The sequence below is a fragment of the Microbacterium sp. UBA7513 genome, from assembly GCF_002478345.1.
GTDB lineage: Bacteria > Actinomycetota > Actinomycetes > Actinomycetales > Microbacteriaceae > Microbacterium.
Window position 1 is genome coordinate 248,521 of the sequence record NZ_DLNJ01000007.1, and the last position, 17,797, is coordinate 266,317.

Consider the following 17,797-nt stretch of genomic DNA (forward strand, 5'->3'; position numbering starts at 1 on the left):
CGATCGCGACGCGCTGCTGCTGCCCGCCCGAGAGCTGGTGCGGCCGGTGGCCGAGGCGCTTGCCGAGGCCGAGCGTCTCGATGAGCCCGTCGATCCGTGCCCGCTCGATGGCGCTGGGGCGGCGGCCGTCGAGCTCGAACGGCAGCAGGATGTTGCCGAGGGCGTCGAGCGTGGGGACGAGGTTGAACGCCTGGAAGATGAACCCGACCCGGCGGCGGCGCAGGATGGTCAGGTCCAGGTCGCCGAGGCCCGTGATCTCGGTGTCGCCGATCCACGCCCGCCCCTCCGTCGGGCTGTCGAGGCCGGCCATGATGTGCATGAGGGTGGACTTGCCGGATCCGGACGGACCCATGATGGCGGTGAACTGTCCGCGGCGGATGCCGACGCTCACGTCGTCGAGCGCGCGGACGGTGCCCTCGCCCGAGCCGTAGGTCTTCTTCAGGTGCTGGACGCGGGCGGCGAGCCCGAGGTCGGTGGTCGTGATCTCCATGATGACGACGCTATTCCCGCGCTCCCGCTCGTCGCGTCGCCCGCCGGGAGCATCCCGCTACATCGGGAGGATGATCCCGCGTCCTCCCGACCCACCCCTTTGCGTTCCTCCCACCCCTCTGCGGACCGCCGCAAGGGGCCGGGGCGAACGGAAGGGGGTGGGTCGGCGTCAGGCGAGGCCGTGTTCGAAAGCGAACACGACGAGCTGCACGCGGTCGCGGAGCGCGAGCTTCGTGAGGATGCGGCTGATGTGGGTCTTCACGGTGGCCTCGCTGAGGAACTCCCGCGCGGCGATCTCGGCATTCGAGAGACCCCGGGCGGCGAGCGCGAAGATCTCCCGCTCCCGCTCCGTCAGCTCGGCGTACTGCGGCGGCACGGGCTTCGGAGCCTCCGCGAAGTGCTCGAACAGCTCGCGGGTCGCGGAGGCCGCGATCACACTCGACCCCGCGTGCACGGTCCGGATCGCGGCGAGCAGGAACTCCGGATCGGCGTCCTTGAGGAGGAAGCCGCTCGCCCCCTGCCGGATCGCCCGCGCCGCCGCCTCGTCGAGGTCGAACGTCGTGAGCATGACGATGCGCGGGGGTTCCGGGCGGGACAGGATCTCGGCGGTCGCGGTCAGCCCGTCCATCACCGGCATCCGGATGTCCATGAGCACCACGTCCGGCCGAGTCGCCGCGATCACGTCGAGAGCCTCCCGGCCGTTGCCCGCCTCCCCCACGACCTCGAGGTCCGGCTGGGAGGCCACGAGCATGCGGATCCCGGCCCGGAACAGCGCCTGGTCGTCCACCAGCGCAACTCTGATCACTGCGGGGCTCCGATCGGAAGGCTGCTCTGGACGACGAACTGCGCACCACGGCGCTCGGCTTGCAGACTACCTCCCACGAGCTGCGCCCGCTCGCGCATGCCGATGAGGCCGTGCCCTCCGGGGGTCCCCGGCATCGACTCCGGCGAGACGGTGTTGCGCACCTCGATGTCGACGCGATGCGGGAGCCACGCGAGGTGCACGTCCACCGCGCCGTCGCCGTGGCGGATCGCGTTGGTCAGTGCCTCCTGGAGGATCCGGTAGACGGCGAGCTGGATGGCGCCCGGCGGCTCCCCGGGGGGCATGGGGTCGACCGTGACCCGCGGCTCGATGCCAGCCTGGCGCACCTGGGCGAACAGGGTCTCGAGATCGGCGAGCGTCGGCTGCGGACCGTCGCCCTGACGATGACGGAGCTGGGTGAGGAGCATCCGCACGTCGCTCAGGGCCCCGCGGGCGGTCTGCGCGATCGTGCCGAGGGCCTCTGTCGCGATCTCCGGCTTCACCGCTGCGGCATAGCGGGCACCGTCGGCCTGGGCGATGACGACCGCGAGCGAGTGCGCCACGACGTCATGCATGTCCCGCGCGATGCGCACCCGTTCCTGCTCCTCGGCGGCCAGGGCCTCGGCCTGCAGCTGCGCCGAACGCGTGCGCCGGTTGCGCAGCACGACCCGCCAGAGGAGCCCGCACACCCACGCGAACCCCAGCGCCATGATGGAGGCCGCGACGAGCAGAGTGCCGCCGGTCACGAGCTCCCATCCGCTGCCGGAGCCGAGCATGGCGCCCCCGATGACCACGACCATGTACAGCGCAGCGACGATGCCGCCCACGATCACCGACCCGAACCCCCACCAGAGCACGCGGCGGGTGCCCCACGCGGAGGTCGCGTACAGCACGAGGAGGATCGCGACGTCGGTCGGCAGCGGCCCGAAGCCGGCGAGCATCTGCACGATGGCTCCGGCCCAGGCCGCGGCGAGCGCGAGACCGGGGGCCAGACGACCGATCGCCACCCCGCCGAACAGGAAGACCGACGACGAGATCAGACCGATGACGTTGACCGCGGATGACCCGGCCACGTCTGGTTGGGGCGCATAGAACACCACCCCGAGCGGCGTCAGGAGCGCGAACAGCAGCACCGCCCCGACGATGTCGAGGACGAGGCCGGTGCGGGACAGCGGACGGATCACTCCCCCACGCTACGCGAGCCCGTCGGGGGCGGCATCCGTCGCGGGATGTATCCCTCAGGCGCGGGCGAGGATCTCCCCGTGCGGCACGAGGAACCAGCCGTCGCCGTCGTCGGCCCAGCGCTTCCAGGCGTCGCTGATCTCCTGCAGGTCGGCCGCGGATGCCATCTCCTGGTCCACGAGCTGCTTGGCGAGTGCCGATTCCAGGATGCGGTCGGCCCACATCCCGCCCCACCAGGCGCGCTCGGACGGCGTCGCGTAGCACCAGGTCGACGCCGTCGCCGTCACGTCCGCGAAGCCCGCGGCGCGTGCCCAGGCCAGAAGGCGGCGGCCGGCATCCGGCTCTCCGCCGTTCGCCCGGGCGGCGGCGCGGTACAGCGCGAGCCAGCGGTCGAGCTCCGGGAGCACCGGGAACCACAGGAAGCCCGCGTAGTCGGCGTCGCGCGCGGCGACGAGTCCGCCAGGCTTCGCGACCCGGCGCATCTCCCGCAACGCCTGCACCGGATCGGCGACGTGCTGCAGCACCTGGTGCGCGTGCACGATGTCGAACGAATCGTCGGCGAAGCTCAGCGCGTGCACGTCCTCGACGGAGAAGGCGATGTTCGTGACGCCCCGCGCGGCGGCGAGGTCGCGGGAGAGGGACAGTGCGGCGTCGTCGATCTCGGTCGCCGTGACGTGCGCGACCACTCCCGCGAAGTCCACCGTGATCGACCCGGGTCCCGCCCCCACGTCGAGGAGCCGGGTCTCTGCCGTGAGGTGCGGTCGAAGGTAGGCCGCCGAGTTCGCGATGTCCCGCACGCTGTGCGAGCGGAGGACGGATTCGTGGTGTCCATGCGTGTACGAGGCCATGCCCTCAGTCTGGCACTCCCGCCGAGCCACCCCTTTCCGTGGGTCCCGGCCCCTTCCGTACGGCCGCAAGGGGCCGGGGCGGCGCGAAAGGGGTGGGTCGACGGGCTAGAGCGAGGCGACCATGCGGCGGATCGCCTCGCGGTCGGGCTTGCCGGAGGAGAGGACGTCGAGTTCGTCAACGACGATCAGGCGGGACGGACGCGCGTGGGCGCCGATCTCCCCGGCCACCGCCTCCCTGGCCTGGGCGAGCTGTTCGGACTCGCTGCGCCGCAGGGCCTCGCCGCGCGCCGCGACGATGACCGAGGCCTCCCCCCAGCGCTCGTCGTCGACTGCCACGACCACAGCCTGATGCAGCCCTGGCACGGCGCGGACGATGCGCTCCACCCGGTCGAGCGAGATGTTGATGCCGCCCGACACGATCACGTTGTCCGCACGACCGTGCACGCGCACCACGCCGTCCTCAAGGAGACCGAGGTCGCCCGTCCGGTACCAGCGGATGCCGTGCTCGTCCCGCGCGAAGGTGCGCGCGGTCAGCGCTGGGTCGCCCAGATACCCCTCCGCGAGCATGGGGCCGGCGATCCGCAGCTCGCCGTCGACCGCCCGGACGTTCACGGTGTCGAGCGGGACGCCGTCGTACACACAGCCGCCACTGGTCTCCGTCGAGCCGTAGGTCCGCACGAGACGCACCCCGAGGTCGGCCGCCCGCTCCCGCAACGGCTCCGGGAGCGCCTGGCCCCCGACGAGGATGGCCTCATACGCCTGCAGCGCCGCGAGCACCCCCGGTTCCCCTGTCGCGTCCAAGAGCGTCGCGATCTGCGCCGGGACGAGGGAGGTGTAGAGGGTGGGGAGGACGCCCGCGGTCGTGGCGTGCAGCATGCTCCGCGAGGCCTCGGCGAACGCCCGTGGCGTGAACCGCCCCTCGATCCGGGTCGGCTCGGTTCCCGCGAGGATCGACCGCACCATCACCTGCAGCCCCGCGACGTAGCCGGCCGGTAGGGCGAGAAGCCAGCGGCCGCTGCCGATGCGGGCGGCGGTGGACGCCGCGCTCGCCCGCAGGGCCTCGCCGCTCAGCGCCACCCGCTTCGGGACACCGCTGGATCCGGACGTCGCGATCACCGCGGCGATGCCGTCGTCCACCTCCGCCGGGGCGTCGGCGAGCATGCCGAAGCCGAGGGCCGGTCCCTCGTCGAGCGCCCGGAGCAGCGCCTCCCGCAGAAGCCCGGTGTCTTCGGCGTCGGTCGGGATCAGCGCGGTCACGGTCGGCTCCGTCTCTCGTGCGGACTCAGTAGTGCCAGGGGAAGGAGGACCAGTCGGGGGCGCGCTTCTCGAGGAACGAATCCCGCCCCTCCACGGCCTCGTCCGTGCCGTAGGCGAGACGGGTGGCCTCGCCCGCGAACACCTGCTGCCCCGCGAGCCCGTCGTCGACAGCGTTGAAGGCGAACTTGAGCATCCGGATCGCCGTCGGCGACTTCGTCAGCACGGTGCGCGCCATCTTCAGCGCCTCGCGCTCGAGCTCGGCGTGCGGCACCACGCGGTTCACGGCGCCCGCCTCGTAGGCCCGCTGCGCCGAGTACTCCTCGGCGAGGAAGAACACCTCCCGCGCGAACTTCTGTCCCGTCTGCCGGGCCATATAGGCGGAGCCGTACCCCGCGTCGAAGCTGCCGACGTCGGCGTCCGTCTGCTTGAAGCGCGCGTGCTCGGCCGACGCGATGGTCAGGTCGCAGACCACGTGCAGCGAGTGCCCGCCACCGGCCGCCCACCCGGGGACCACGGCGATGACGACCTTCGGCATGAAGCGGATGAGCCGCTGCACCTCGAGGATGTGCAGCCGCCCGACAGCCGCCGCGGACGCTCCGCTGACGACGGCGGTCTCCGCGTCCGAGTATTTGTATCCGTCGCGGCCGCGGATGCGCTGATCGCCGCCGGAGCAGAACGCCCACCCGCCGTCCTTCGGGCTCGGTCCGTTGCCGGTCAGCAGCACCGCCCCGATACGCGCGTCCTGCCGCGCGATGTCGAGCGCACGGTAGAGCTCGTCGACCGTGTGCGGGCGGAAGGCGTTGCGCACCTCCGGCCGGTGGAAGGCGATGCGGGCGACCCCGCCGTCGCGGCTCACGTGCGCCGTGATGTCGGTGTAGTGCTCGGCGCCGGGCGCCAGCTCCCACTCGGCGGGATCGAACAGGTCGGAGACGAAGGCATCGGTCACGGTCTTCAGCCTATTCCCCGGGCACGCGCCGTCTTCATCCACCCGTCGATGATGTCCCAGGCCGGGAAGGCCACGAGGCAGACGCCGGTGATCACCGTGAGCACGCGCATCGTCTCGGCCTCCACCCCGTTGTCCGTGAACACGAACTCCAGGAAGGCCGGGTTCAGCAGCTCCCCCTGCAGGAGCAGGGTGAGGGCCCACACCGCGAAGGCGACGGCGAGCACGGTGTTCACGACGGCCGCGGCGACGGTCCACCGCCGACGCGCGTACACGGCGACGGCCAGGACGGCCTCCGCGATCATGAGCGCGAGGAGGATGCCGATGCCCACCGGCCAGAGCGCGGGCGCCAGGATCGGGATGGGGTCGCCGCCGGTCGGGAAGAATCCGAGCGTCGCGTCCCACACGATCGCGCCGATGCCGGCGAGGAGGAACACGAGCGAGGCGATCACGTCGGTACGGGCGGCCCCGTGCTCCGTGGGCTCGGGGAGTTGGTCCACGTTCCAGCGCACGCCGGTGTCGGCGCCGGTGCGCTCCAGCACGACGAAGACGAGCGTGACCCAGAAGCACAGGTGCACGATGACGGACAGGGTGACCGAGACGACCGCGCCGATGACCTCTCCGGGTCCGCCGCCGTTGATGAGCTGCCCGATCGCGACGCCCACCGCGGCGAACGGCGGCACGATGAACAGAAGCAGCTTCAGCAGCCGCCACCAGGTGAGGTAGTAGCGCGGACCGATGAGGTGCAGCGGGCGGTCGGCGTATCCGGCGGCGAGGATGCCCGGGTCGCCGAGGTCGGTGAGGACGGCGCGCTCCGCCTCCTCCGGGCTCTCGCCCTGTTCCCGCCGCGCGTCGACGGCGTCGGCGATGGCGGCTTCGAGTTCGGCGCGGACCTCGTCCTGCGTATCCGGCGCGAGGCTGCGGATCGTGGCGCTGATGTAGCGCTCGGTGAGGGTGCTCGCGGTCATGTCAGTTCTCCTCGGGGGTGAGGGAGGCGATCGCGGTGGTGAGCGCGCGCCATTCGTCGGTGAGGGTGTCGGCCAGCCGGGTCCCGGCTTCCGAGGTGCGGTAGAACTTGCGGGGCCGGGCCTCGTCGGTGTTCCACTCGCTCGTCAGGTACTCCTGCTTCTCCAGACGACGCAGCAGCGGGTAGAGCGTGTTCGCATCGGTGGCGAAGCCCCGACTCTCGAGCTGCTCGAGCAGCGCGTACCCGTACTCCGGCGTACGCAGCAGCTGCAGGCAGGCGAGCACCACGGTGCCGCGGCGCAATTCCTGCAGATGCGTGTCGAGTGCCTCGTTCATGTCGATCACAGTAGTGTGCGTCACACACCATTGTCAACGGCACACCTTCGTGCGACATGCTGCCGAGGGTCGTGGCGCACAATGGGGTCATGATCCCCGCCGTCACGGAGCTCCTCGATTCCGCCCGCGTCGTCGCCCTGCCGATGCAGACCCGCTTCCGCGGCGTCGACACCCGCGAGGCCCTGCTGTTCGAAGGACCGGAGGGCTGGGCGGAGTTCTCGCCGTTCGTCGAGTACGACGACGCCGAGGCCGCAACCTGGCTGGCGGCGGCGATCGACTACGCGTACGCACCCCAGCCCGCACCGCTGCGTGACCGCGTCGCCGTCAACGCCACCGTGCCCGCCGTCGGCGCCGACCGCGTGCCCGAGGTCCTCGGGCGTTTCGCCGGCTGCCGGACCGCGAAGGTCAAGGTCGCCGAGCCCGGCCAGGCGCTGGCGGACGACGTCGCCCGGGTCCGGGCCGTCCGCGAGGCGCTCGGGCCGGAGGGCCGCATCCGGGTCGACGCGAACGGCCTGTGGAACGTCGACGAGGCCGAGCACGCAGTGCACGCCCTCGCCCCGTTCGACCTGGAGTACGTCGAGCAGCCGTGCGCGTCGGTGCCCGAGCTCGTCGAGCTGCGCCGGCGCATCGCCTACATGGGCATCCCGATCGCGGCGGACGAGAGCATCCGGAAGTCCGGCGACCCCCTCGCCGTCGCACGCGCGGGCGCGGCGGACATCGTCGTCATCAAGGCGCAGCCCCTGGGCGGCCTGACCCACGCCCTGCAGATCGTCACCGCCGCCGGCCTGCCCGCGGTCGTCTCCAGCGCGCTGGACACCGCGATCGGGCTCTCCCAGGGGGCCGCCCTGGCCGCCGCCCTCCCGACCCTCGACTATGATTGCGGTCTCGGCACGGCCTCCCTGTTCCAGGACGACGTCGCCGACCTCCGCCCTGCGGACGGAGCGATCCCGGTGGGACGCCTGACCCCCGACCCGGCAGCGCTCACCCGGCTCGCCGCCGCGGACGAACGCCGTGAGTGGTGGCTGGCCCGGCTGGCCCGCTGCCACCACGAGCTGCTCGCAGCCCGCAGCGCCTAGGACTCGACGAGGAGTTCCACGAGCCGCCCGAGCTCCTCGCCGCCGGAGTGCCGCAGGGCCGCGTCGTCACGACCGGCCATGGCACCGCGGACGGTCATGCCCTCCCAGAGGATCATGAGCATGCGCGCCGCATCGGTCGCGGGCAGCCGGAGACGCAGCGTGCCCGCCGCCTCCACGATGTCCTCCACGATGCGCGCGATGCTCGCGACCATCTCGCGCTCCTGGGCGAGGTAGGCCTCGCCGAACTGCGGGTCGCGCAGGGCGCGGATCCGGATCTCGCTCATCAGCATCACGCCCAGGCGGTCGTCGCTGCCGAGCTCCATGATCTGCTGGACGAGATCCTTCGGGTCGCAGTCGTCGGCGAGCTCGCCGTCCGCCCGCATCTGCTCCACGCGGGTCCGCACGGCTGCCACCCTCGCGTCGGCGACACCGGCCGCGAGGGTCAGGAACAGCTCGTCCTTCGAGTCGAAGTTGGAGTAGAACGCCCCGCGCGTGAAGCCGGCGCGCTCGCAGACGGCCTCGACCGAGGCACCGTCCAGGCCGGCCTCGGCGAACACCTGCGCGGCGGCCTCCAGCAGGCGCGCCTTCGTGTTCTCCCGGCTGCGGGTGGCGGGTGACGACATCGGAACCTCCTGGCCTTCCCTCTCGACGATTCACACCCGGTGCACAGACTCCGGATGGCGGATGACCTTACGATACATCTATGTATCGGATACACCTGTGTATCCACCCGGCACCCCACGGAGAATCGCGTGTCCACACTCCTCTCGTCCCTCGGACGCTGGTCCTTCCGCCACCCGTGGCGCGTCCTCGTCTCCTGGCTCCTCGCGCTCGGCATCGCCGGAGCCGGAGCCGTGGTCCTCGGTGCCGGCACCGACAACACGTTCTCCATCCCCGGGACCGAGTCCCAAGCCGGCCTCGAGCAGCTCTCCCGCTCCTTCCCGCAGGTGAGCGGCACGAATGCGCAGTTCATCGTCGTGGCCGCCGACGGCGACGAGATCACCGATGACGAGTACCGCGAGCCGATCGAGGACGCCGTGTCGGAGCTCGGCGACCTCGACGAGGTCCTCGCCGCCACCTCGCCGTACGACGAGATGGTCAACGGCATGATCAACGACGACGACACGGCGGCCATCGTGCGCCTGCAGTTCGACGGCGAGTCCACCGACGTCTCCGAGGAGACGAAGGACGCGCTGCGCTCCGCCGTCGACGAGCTCGCGGCAGAGCTCCCCGACGGTGCGCAGGCCTCTCTCGGCGGCGACCTCTTCGCGATCTCGATCCCCGGCGTCACACTCACCGAGGCCGTGGGCCTGCTCATCGCACTGCTCGTGCTCATCGTCACTTTCCGCTCGTTCGTCGTCGCCGGACTCCCCCTGCTCACCGCGATCCTCGGCGTCGGCATCTCCATGGCCGGGATCTTCACGGCGACCGCCTTCGCGACCGTCTCGTCCACCACGCCGCTGCTCGCCCTGATGCTCGGGCTCGCGGTCGGGATCGACTACGCGCTCTTCATCGTCGCGCGCCACCAGGACCAGGTCCGGGACGGCGTGGAACCCGAGGAGTCGGCCGCCCGCGCGGTCGGCACGGCCGGATCGGCGGTGGTCTTCGCCGGCGTCACCGTGCTCATCGCGCTGATCGGCCTCGGCTTCGCGGGGATCCCGTTCCTCACCACCATGGGCGTCGCGGCGTCCGTGGCCGTCGCGGTCGCCGTGGCGATCGCAGTGACCCTGACCCCCGCCCTGCTCGGATTCCTCAAGGGCCGCGTGGCCGGACGACCGAAGCGCGCGAAGACCCCGAAGAAGGCGGCCGCGGAGGACGCCGCCACGAAGCCCCGCGGCAGCCGTCGGTGGGTGGAGGGCGTGACGAAGCACCCCGTCCTCGTCTCCCTCGCGGTCGTCCTCGGCCTCGGCATCGTGGCCGTCCCCGCTCTCAGCCTCGACCTCGCCCTGCCCAACGCCGGCGTCCTGCCGAAGGACTCCGAGGCGCGACAGAACTACGACCTCGTCGGCGAGCAGTTCGGTCCCGGCTTCAACGGCCCGCTCATCCTCACCGGCACCATCGTCACCTCCACCGATCCGCTCGGTCTCATGGAAGACCTCGGAGACGCGGTGGCCGAGGTGCCCGGTGTGAAGGAGGTCGCCCTCGCGACGCCGAACGAGACAGCCGACACCGGCATCGTCCAGATCATCCCGGAGACGGCTCCGGACGACCCCGCGACGGCCGACCTCGTGCGCGAGCTCCGCAGCCACCACGACGAGTGGCTGGACGAGTTCGGCATCGACCTGAAGGTCACCGGCTTCACCGCCGTCGGCATCGACATCTCGGATCAGCTCGGGGCGGCTCTGCTGCCGTTCGGGATCTTCGTGATCGGCCTCTCGCTGATCCTCCTCACCATCGTGTTCCGCTCCCTCTGGGTGCCGATCACCGCCGCGGCGGGCTACCTGCTGTCGATCGTCGCCGCCTTCGGCGTCGTCGGGGCGGTCTTCGAGTGGGGATGGTTCGCCGACCTCCTGCACGTCGCGAAGGTCGGCCCGATCATCAGCTTCATGCCGATCATCCTCATGGGCGTGCTCTTCGGCCTCGCGATGGACTACCAGGTGTTCCTCGTGTCGCGGATGCGCGAGGACTTCGTGCACGATCCCGACCTCCGCCAGGGGGCGGGAGCGGTGAACCGCGCCACCCGACGGGCCGCGGCTCTGCGCGCCGTACGGAGCGGCTTCACCGGGTCGGCGAAGGTCGTCACGGCGGCCGGTCTCATCATGTTCGCGGTGTTCGTCGCCTTCGTCCCCGAGGGCGACTCGTCCCTCAAGCCCATCGCCCTCGGACTCGCCGCCGGCATCGCCTTCGACGCCTTCCTCGTGCGCATGACGCTGATCCCGGCGCTCATGGCGATCCTCGGCGAGCGCGCCTGGGAGATCCCGTCGTGGCTCGAGCGGATCCTCCCCCGCGTGGACATCGAGGGTGAGGCGGTGGAACGCGAACGGCACCTCGAGGCGTGGCCGGGCGACGGGTCGCTCGTCGCGGCCGATGACCTGGAGCTCGGCACGGGACTCCCCGCGGCGCAGGGACTGTCCCTGCGGCTCGCGCCCGGCGCAGCCCTGGTCGCGACTGGCGCAGATGCCGGAACGCTGCGGGCCCTCGCGCTCACCGTCGGCGCCCGCATCGCCCCGGCCGACGGACGCCTCCGCGTCGCCGGGCACCTGCTCCCCGGTCGTGCGGCCTGGGTCCGTTCCCACGTGGGCTGCGTGCTCGCGGGAGACGACGCCCCGGTGCTCGCCGACCTCCGCGAAGCCCTCCGCGGTCGTTCCGAGCTCGTGGTGATCGACGGCGCGGACCGGCTCCGCGGCGGCGAGCGCGACCAGGTCGCCGCGATGCTGCGCGATGCGAGGTCGCGCCGAGAGCTCGCCGTCTTCGCCACCGCCGTCGATCCCGACGCGGCCCGTTCCCTCCTCACGGACGCCGGATGGCCGTCCGCCGACGTACTCGACACGCGCGCGCCCCGCCCGAGCGCCGCAGAAACGACCGAGGTGCCCGCATGACCCTCCCCCTCGAGCGCGCCCGCTCACGCAAGCCCATCACCTGGCTCACGATCCTCGGCGTCCTGCTGCTGCCCGCCGCGATCGGCGGCATCCTCATGGCGGCGCTCTACAACCCGACCGAGCGCCTCGACTCCATGACCGCGGCGATCGTGAACCTCGACGAGCCCGTCGAGATCGACGGCCAGACCGCGCCTCTCGGGCGGCAGCTCGCGTCCGGGCTCGTCGAGGGCTCGGACGATCTCGACTCGAACCTCACGTGGGTCATCTCCAACGAGGAGGACGCCGCCGACGGGCTCGCCGACGGCACCTACCAGGCCGTCATCACGATCCCCGAGGACTTCTCGGCCGCGGCGACCTCCGCAGGTCAGGCGGTCGCGGACGGCGGCGGGGACGCGGAGCAGGCGACGATCCAGGTGACGACGCCCGACGACGGCCTCGTGGCGGACGACCTCATCACCGGGCAGATCGCCGACGTGGCGGCCTCGACGCTCGGCACCACGCTGTCCGAGGCCACGACCGAGAACATCCTCGTCGGCTTCACCACCATCGGCGACCAGATCGGCGACGCGGCGCACGGGGCCCTGGAGCTGGCGAACGGGGCGCGTGACGCGGCGACCGGCGCCGCGGCCCTCCCGGAGGGTGCGACGCAACTCGCCGCGGGCGCCGGAGAGCTGGGCACCGGGGCCTCGACCCTCGCGTCCGGCCTCGACACGATCGCGGGGCAGACGCGGCAGGCGGCAACCGGCGCAGGGACGATCGGCGCGGGACTCACCTCCGCGGCGACTGAGCTGCAGGGCCGGGTCGCCGGCGTCCAGAAGCTCACCGGTAGCATCCAGTCGGCGGGCGCGTCGGCGAAGTCGGCCGCGACGGACTCGGCCACGGTCGCACAGGGTCTCGGGACGATGGCGGCCACGGCGTGCGCTGCCGACCCGGACTCGGCGGAGTGCGGGCAGCTCTCGGACCTCGCCGCGAAGGCGGCGGCAGCGGCGAAGTCGGCGGGGACCGCCTCCGGCATCCTCAACAGCCCCCAGGTCGCGGGCGGAATCGCCGCGCTTCCGCGGTCCTTCTCCACGCTCGCCACCCAGCTCGGCGAGGCGGGCGCCGGGGCGACCGAGCTCGCCGGCGGGCTCAACCGCCTCGCTACAGAGGGTGTGGATCAGTCGGCCGCGGGAGCGCGGGCGCTGTCGTCGGGCGCGACGCAGCTCGCCGACGGCGCGACCCAGCTCGCCGACGGCAGCACGGAGCTCGCCACCGGTCTCGACACCCTCGCGACCGGCACCGGCGATCTCGCGGGCGGACTGCGCACCGCGGCCGACTCCCTCCCGTCCTTCAGCGACGAGGAGTCGACGTCGCTGGCGTCGGTGATCGCCGACCCCGTGGCGACCGACTCCTCGATGGGCTCGCTCTTCGGCCCCACCGCGATCCCGCTGCTCACCACGGTGGTGCTGTGGTTCGGCGGCCTCGCGTCCTTCCTCGTGCTCCGTGCCCAGACGGCGCGCACCCTCACCTCACGACGCTCCTCCGCCTCCCTCACCTTCCGCGCGTTCTGGCCGGCCGCAGCGATCGGCGCGGCACAGGGTCTGCTCGTCTCGCTCATCGTGCAGATCGTGGCCGACTACGACGTCGCGGAGTGGTGGGCGTTCGCGGGGACCGCCGTCCTCGCCGGGGTGGTGTTCGCCGCGGTGAACCAGGCCCTCGTGGCGGTGTTCGGCGGCGTCGGACGCTGGATCGCCGCACTGATCGGTGTCATCGCCGTGGCGACGGGACTCATCTCGACCGTGCCCGACTGGCTCGCGAGCATCGGGGCCGCCCTCCCGACCGCACCGGCCTTCGCGGGTCTCGTGGAGGCGAGCGGGGCCGCCGTCGCCGCCCTCGTCGTCTGGGGCGTGCTCTCGCTCGTCGCCACGACGGTGGTCGTCGCGGTCCGCCGCACGACCACGGCCCGCGCCGTCGTCACCGCCTGACCCCGGGCACAACTTCGGAGATCACGCACGACACGCCGCCGGGCACCCCGCTCCGGCGGCGTGTCGTGTGGCGATCTCCGAAACAGTGCACGGACGCGACGGCGACACCCCGTACCCTCGTGCCATGCGCCGACCGTTCATGGACACTCCGGACCAACTCGCGAGTCTCGACGGGCAGCAGTATCTCGTCCTCCGGCCGACCGGGGCCGTCGCCGTGGAATACCGGGCCATCCAGGAGGCCGCGCTCGGTCGTCTGGACACGCCGCTCCGGCATCCGCACACGGAGCACGTGACCCTTCGCGGCTTCTTCGAGCCGGAGCGTCGCGAGGAGCTGCGGGCCGTGATCCGGGCCTGGGCCGCGGAGCAGGGTCCTCTCGAACTCACCGCCGACGCCGTGGACGTCTTCCCCGCGCCGTGGCAGATCGTGATTCTGCGCCTCGCCCGCACGCCCGCGCTCGTGCACGCGTACGCCTCGCTGACGGAGGTGCTCCGGCCGACGGACCTCCGCCGCCTCGACGAGCTCTCCGTCGAGGACTGGACCTTCCACCTCTCGGTGCTCTACGGCACGACGCTGGATCCCGAGACATGGCAGCAGCTCGCCGCCACCGAGGTCCGTCCGCTCCTCCCCGCGCCGACGGAGGTCGTCACCGAGGCCGAGTTCGTCTGGTACGAGGGCGGCGTCGAGCACGCCGAGGTCATCCCCCTCGGCAGCTGAGCCCCGCTCCGGCGGGCACGACTTCGGAGATGGCGGACGACTCACCGACACCGAGCCCCGCCCGGCGGCGTGTCCCTCGCGACCTCCGAAGCTGTGCTCGGTGGGATCAGCTCAGGCCGGAGTAGGCGTGCAGGCCCTTGAAGAAGACGTTGACGATGGTGAAGTTGAAGATCACCGCGGTGAAGCCGACGATCGAGAGCCAGGCCGAGGGGTTGCCGCGCCAGCCACGGGTCGCCCTGGCGTGGATGTATCCGGCGTAGAGCACCCAGATCACGAAGGTCCATGTCTCCTTCACGTCGAAGCCCCAGAAGCGGCTCCAGGCGTAGTACGCCCAGATGGACCCGGCGATGAGGGTGAAGGTCCAGAGGATGAAGCCGATGATCGTGAACAGGTATGCCAGGCTCTCCAGGCGCTCCGCCGGCGGGAAGGTGCGCAGGAACCCGGGGCCGGTCTTCGCCGCCCCCTCGCCGAGCAGCCGCTCGCGTCGGGCCTGCATGAGCTGGATCACCGAGAGCGCGAAGGCGAGGGCGAAGAACGCCGTGGCGAGCGAGGCCACGAACACGTGGATGATGAGCCAGACGCTCTTCAGCGGGTCCATCAGCGGGGAGACCTCGACGTAGAAGTTCGTCGCGCCGAGGCCCAGGAGCACGACCACGAGGCCCGTGATGAAGGTGCCGAGGAAGCGCAGGTCGAGGCGGGTCAGCACCACGAGGTAGACGGCGATGATGAGGAGCGTGCCCACCATCGCGAACTCGTACAGGTTCGCCCAGGGCACCCGTCCCGCAGCGATACCGCGGGTGAGGGTCGCCGCAAGGTGGAACACGAAGCCGAGCACCGTGAGCGAGGTGCCGATGCGGGCCATGACGAACCGCTGCGGCGCCGCCGTCGGGGCTCCGGTCGCATCGAGCGGAGCGGAGACGGCACCACCGGAACGACCGGCGGCCACGAGCTCGCCCTCACGGACGGTGTGGGCGTCGGCGGTCGCCTGCGAGCGACGCGCGAGATCGAAGGCATAGGCCACGAAGGCCGCCGCGTAGATCGCGATCGCCGTCCAGAGCAGGACCGGCGAGATCACGGTGAGCTCGAGCATGGTGTCAGTCTACTTTCCGGGTGCCGGGGCCGCGGGGTCCGCGGCGGCGTCCGCGGCGTCCTCGTCGGCGTCTTCAGGGGTGCGGGCGGTCGTGCCGCCCGCGGCGTCGAGCAGCCGGGCGTGACCGGCGCGGAGGTCGTCCACGGCGCGGGCGAGCGTGGGGTCTTCCCCTCGGGCCAGGGCCGCGTACTCGAGGTCGACCGCGCCGTCCGCCGCGGTGGCCTTCACCCACACGCGCCGACGCGGCACGAACAGGGCGAGCATGAGGCCGCCGAGCGCCAGCAGTGCGAACCCGAGCACGAACACCCCGGACTCGTCGCGGTGGATCTGCAGGGAGGCGAAGCGCTTGACGGACTCCGAGGAGTCGGTGGCGCCCTCCGGCGACTCGTCGTCGAAGGTGACCGAGCCCAGGCCGTTCGGCAGCTGCGCGGTCTCACCCGGTGACAGCTCGATCGACTCGACGTCGGTGCTGCGTCCGGTGAGCTTGGTCATGTCGGAGGTGTCGAGCACGTACACCGAGCGCGGCACGCCGTCGTTGATCCCGAGGTCGCCCGTGTACACGTCGAGCGTGAGCGTCGGGTTGGTGAGGTCGGGGTAGGCGGAGAAGAAGGCGCCCGTGTCGAGCACGCCGGTGGTCGGGTAGAAGAAGCCGACGAGGCCCACCTGCTCGGCCAGGCCGTCCGGCACCTTGAGCACGCCGAGCGAGGTCATGTTGTTGTCCTGCGGGAGGAACGGCGTGCTGTTGTGGAACACCACGTTGCCCTCGGGGTCGCGCACGGTGACCGTCGGAGCGTACCCGTTGCCGAGCAGGAACACGTCGTCGTCGGCCACGCCCAGCGGCTCGTTGACCTTGACGGCGCCCTCGCGCTCCTCGCCGTTCTCCTGGATGGTCATGTTCGCGGAGAAGTTCCCGGCCTGGCCGGAGCCGGGCTCGCCGAACGGCTGATACGTGACGTCGAAGGAGTCCAGCCGCATCGAGTACGGCGCGAAGGAGTCGTCGGCCACGAAGCGCCCGCGGTTCATGGAGTCGTAGTCGAGCAGCGTGTTGGCGAAGGTCTCCCCCTCGACGAGCACGCGCTGGCCGGTGTAGGCGAAGCCGCCGCCGACGCCGATCGTCACGAGCACGCCGACGAGGGCGAGGTGGAAGAGCAGGTTGCCCGTCTCCCGCCAGTAGCCGCGCTCGGCCGACACCGAGTACGTGCGGCCGCGGTCATAGCGCTCCACGCGGTAGCCGAGCACCTTGAGCTGCTTCGTGGCGACGTCGATCGAGGCGGCGGCCTCCGCGTCGGCGTCCCCCGTCCGCGTGCCGGAGTCGGCGACCGTGTCGCGGGTGACGGCGCGGTAGTCCTCCAGGCGCCGCAGCCGCGCGGGCGTGCGCGGCGGGCGGGCCTGCAGCGCCTTGGCGTGGTGCTTGATGCGCGGGATGACGCAGCCGACGAGCGAGGTGAACAGCAGCAGGTAGATCGCCGAGAACCAGGGCGACAGGTACACGTCGAAGAGCTTGAGCGCGTCGAGCACCGGGAACAGGTCGGGGTTGTCGCGCTCCCACTGCGTCACGCCGTTCGGGTCGGCCATCCGCTGCGGGAAGATCGATCCGGGGATGGCCGCGATCGCCAGGACGAGCAGCAGGACGAGCGCCGTGCGCATCGAGGTGAGCTGACGCCACCCCCACCGCAGCCAGCCGACGAAGCCGAGGCGCGGCTGGGTGATGGTGTCGTCGCCGTCGACGTGGTCGGACGGGCGGAGCGGATCGCTGGAGTCGTTGGTCACGGCACCCTTGTTCTTCGTCATGGTCTTCTCGGAGCGGTCAGAGCGGGAGGACGACACTGCCGATCACCGCCGTCAGCCGCGACATGATGTCGGTCCACAGTCCGGTGACCATCAGCACGCCGAGCAGGATCAGCAGCACGCCGCCGAGGATGTTCACGACCCGGATGTGGCGGCGCAGGAACCCGATGGCCTTGGTCGCCCAGCCGAAGCCGAGGGCGACGAGCAGGAACGGGATGCCGAGGCCGAGGGAGTACGCGAGGCCGAGGAAGCCTGCGCGGACGGGATCGCCCGCGTTGAAGGAGAGGGCGAGGATGGCGGCGAGCGTGGGGCCCATGCAGGGCGCCCAGCCGATGCCGAGTGCGACGCCGAGGAGCGGAGCACCGACCATCCCGGCCTTCGAGTCGACGTGGAAACGGAGCTCCTTCTGCGCGAACCCGAAGAGCCCGAGGAAGACCAGGCCCATCGCGATGATGACGACGCCGAGGATGCGGGTGATGAGGTCGCCCCACTGGAGCAGGAACACGCCGGCGGTGCCGCCGAGCACCGTGTAGAGGATGAAGACCACGGTGAAGCCGAGGATGAACAGCAGCACGCCGAGGACGAGGCGGCTGCGCGTCGCCGTCTGCGTGGTGCCGCCGCCGGTCGTCGAGGTGTTCCGCGGCGTGACGGCTCCCCCGAGGAAGCCGAGGTACCCCGGAACGAGCGGGAGCACGCACGGCGAGAGGAACGAGACGAGTCCGGCGAGCATCGCCACCGGGACCGCGATCCAGAGGGCTCCGGATCCGATGATCGCGTCGGGGTTCACGACGACCTCGCGCAC

Annotated in this window: 16 protein-coding genes; 4 read left to right on the plus strand and 12 right to left on the minus strand. The window is 71.6% G+C overall.

Annotation, left to right across the window (positions count from 1 at the left end):
* The 8 genes from B2W79_RS04030 to B2W79_RS04065 all read right to left on the minus strand — a co-directional run.
* Positions 1-490 (minus strand): ABC transporter ATP-binding protein (locus B2W79_RS04030; protein ID WP_292787350.1); only part of this gene is annotated, 490 nt, incomplete at its 3' end.
* Between the two features lie 168 nt (positions 491-658).
* A complete protein-coding gene (locus tag B2W79_RS04035) occupies positions 659-1,294 on the minus strand; it encodes a response regulator (protein ID WP_083391605.1) in 636 nt (211 codons plus the stop codon).
* Entirely contained in the window at positions 1,291-2,475 is a 1,185-nt protein-coding gene (locus tag B2W79_RS04040; RefSeq protein ID WP_292787356.1) for a sensor histidine kinase, read from the minus strand. Before B2W79_RS04040 ends, B2W79_RS04035 begins: the two co-directional genes overlap by 4 nt.
* 54 nt (positions 2,476-2,529) lie before the next feature.
* A complete protein-coding gene (locus B2W79_RS04045) occupies positions 2,530-3,321 on the minus strand; it encodes a class I SAM-dependent methyltransferase (protein WP_292787359.1) in 792 nt (263 codons plus the stop codon).
* Between the two features lie 105 nt (positions 3,322-3,426).
* The gene (locus B2W79_RS04050) at positions 3,427-4,578 is read right to left on the minus strand and encodes an AMP-binding protein (RefSeq protein WP_292787362.1); all 1,152 of its coding nucleotides are present in this window, start codon (positions 4,576-4,578) and stop codon (positions 3,427-3,429) included.
* A gap of 25 nt (positions 4,579-4,603) precedes the next feature.
* The gene (locus B2W79_RS04055; RefSeq protein WP_071327564.1) at positions 4,604-5,524 is read right to left on the minus strand and encodes a 1,4-dihydroxy-2-naphthoyl-CoA synthase; all 921 of its coding nucleotides are present in this window, start codon (positions 5,522-5,524) and stop codon (positions 4,604-4,606) included.
* 5 nt (positions 5,525-5,529) lie between these two features.
* On the minus strand, positions 5,530-6,489 hold the full coding sequence (locus B2W79_RS04060; protein WP_292787367.1) for a permease prefix domain 1-containing protein: 960 nt from the start codon (positions 6,487-6,489) through the stop codon (positions 5,530-5,532).
* 1 nt (position 6,490) lies between these two features.
* Positions 6,491-6,823, minus strand: coding sequence for a PadR family transcriptional regulator (locus B2W79_RS04065; protein ID WP_071328049.1), 333 nt, complete (start codon positions 6,821-6,823; stop codon positions 6,491-6,493).
* 89 nt (positions 6,824-6,912) lie between these two features.
* Here B2W79_RS04065 and B2W79_RS04070 point away from each other — a divergent pair, with 89 nt between their 5' ends.
* Positions 6,913-7,899, plus strand: coding sequence for an o-succinylbenzoate synthase (locus B2W79_RS04070; protein WP_292787370.1), 987 nt, complete (start codon positions 6,913-6,915; stop codon positions 7,897-7,899).
* Here B2W79_RS04070 and B2W79_RS04075 read toward each other — a convergent pair.
* Positions 7,896-8,522 carry a TetR/AcrR family transcriptional regulator gene (locus tag B2W79_RS04075; protein ID WP_071327567.1) on the minus strand — a complete coding sequence of 209 codons (627 nt, stop codon included), beginning with the start codon at positions 8,520-8,522 and terminating at the stop codon, positions 7,896-7,898. The genes B2W79_RS04070 and B2W79_RS04075 overlap by 4 nt on opposite strands.
* Before the next feature lie 129 nt (positions 8,523-8,651).
* On the opposite strand from B2W79_RS04075, the gene B2W79_RS04080 reads away from it, so the two are divergent.
* The 3 genes from B2W79_RS04080 (at position 8,652) to B2W79_RS04090 (ending at position 14,117) form a co-directional block, all read left to right on the plus strand.
* Positions 8,652-11,438, plus strand: a complete 2,787-nt coding sequence (locus tag B2W79_RS04080; RefSeq protein WP_292787373.1) for an MMPL family transporter — start codon at positions 8,652-8,654, stop codon at positions 11,436-11,438.
* Positions 11,435-13,402, plus strand: coding sequence for a YhgE/Pip family protein (locus tag B2W79_RS04085; RefSeq protein ID WP_292787376.1), 1,968 nt, complete (start codon positions 11,435-11,437; stop codon positions 13,400-13,402). The genes B2W79_RS04080 and B2W79_RS04085 overlap by 4 nt, the downstream gene beginning before the upstream one ends.
* 124 nt (positions 13,403-13,526) lie before the next feature.
* Entirely contained in the window at positions 13,527-14,117 is a 591-nt protein-coding gene (locus B2W79_RS04090; RefSeq protein ID WP_292787378.1) for a 2'-5' RNA ligase family protein, read from the plus strand.
* A gap of 106 nt (positions 14,118-14,223) precedes the next feature.
* Here B2W79_RS04090 and ccsB read toward each other — a convergent pair whose 3' ends face one another.
* The 3 genes from ccsB to B2W79_RS04105 are packed head-to-tail and all read right to left on the minus strand — an operon-like array spanning position 14,224 to position 17,782.
* Positions 14,224-15,207, minus strand: coding sequence for a c-type cytochrome biogenesis protein CcsB (gene ccsB / locus B2W79_RS04095; RefSeq protein ID WP_292787379.1), 984 nt, complete (start codon positions 15,205-15,207; stop codon positions 14,224-14,226).
* Between the two features lie 9 nt (positions 15,208-15,216).
* Positions 15,217-16,998 carry a cytochrome c biogenesis protein ResB gene (gene resB, locus B2W79_RS04100; protein WP_292787381.1) on the minus strand — a complete coding sequence of 594 codons (1,782 nt, stop codon included), beginning with the start codon at positions 16,996-16,998 and terminating at the stop codon, positions 15,217-15,219.
* A gap of 16 nt (positions 16,999-17,014) precedes the next feature.
* The gene (locus B2W79_RS04105) at positions 17,015-17,782 is read right to left on the minus strand and encodes a cytochrome c biogenesis CcdA family protein (protein WP_292787457.1); all 768 of its coding nucleotides are present in this window, start codon (positions 17,780-17,782) and stop codon (positions 17,015-17,017) included.
* Positions 17,783-17,797 lie beyond the last annotated feature (15 nt).

Bases quoted from the DNA above. Each gene is read 5' to 3' on its own strand.
- B2W79_RS04045 (WP_292787359.1), bottom strand. From the start codon at position 3,321: ATGGCCTCGTACACGCATGGACACCACGAATCCGTCCTCCGCTCGCAC.
- B2W79_RS04060 (WP_292787367.1), bottom strand. From the start codon at position 6,489: ATGACCGCGAGCACCCTCACCGAGCGCTACATCAGCGCCACGATCCGC.
- B2W79_RS04065 (WP_071328049.1), bottom strand. From the start codon at position 6,823: ATGAACGAGGCACTCGACACGCATCTGCAGGAATTGCGCCGCGGCACC.
- B2W79_RS04070 (WP_292787370.1), top strand. From the start codon at position 6,913: ATGATCCCCGCCGTCACGGAGCTCCTCGATTCCGCCCGCGTCGTCGCC.
- B2W79_RS04075 (WP_071327567.1), bottom strand. From the start codon at position 8,522: ATGTCGTCACCCGCCACCCGCAGCCGGGAGAACACGAAGGCGCGCCTG.
- B2W79_RS04085 (WP_292787376.1), top strand. From the start codon at position 11,435: ATGACCCTCCCCCTCGAGCGCGCCCGCTCACGCAAGCCCATCACCTGG.
- B2W79_RS04090 (WP_292787378.1), top strand. From the start codon at position 13,527: ATGCGCCGACCGTTCATGGACACTCCGGACCAACTCGCGAGTCTCGAC.
- ccsB (WP_292787379.1), bottom strand. From the start codon at position 15,207: ATGCTCGAGCTCACCGTGATCTCGCCGGTCCTGCTCTGGACGGCGATC.
- resB (WP_292787381.1), bottom strand. From the start codon at position 16,998: ATGACGAAGAACAAGGGTGCCGTGACCAACGACTCCAGCGATCCGCTC.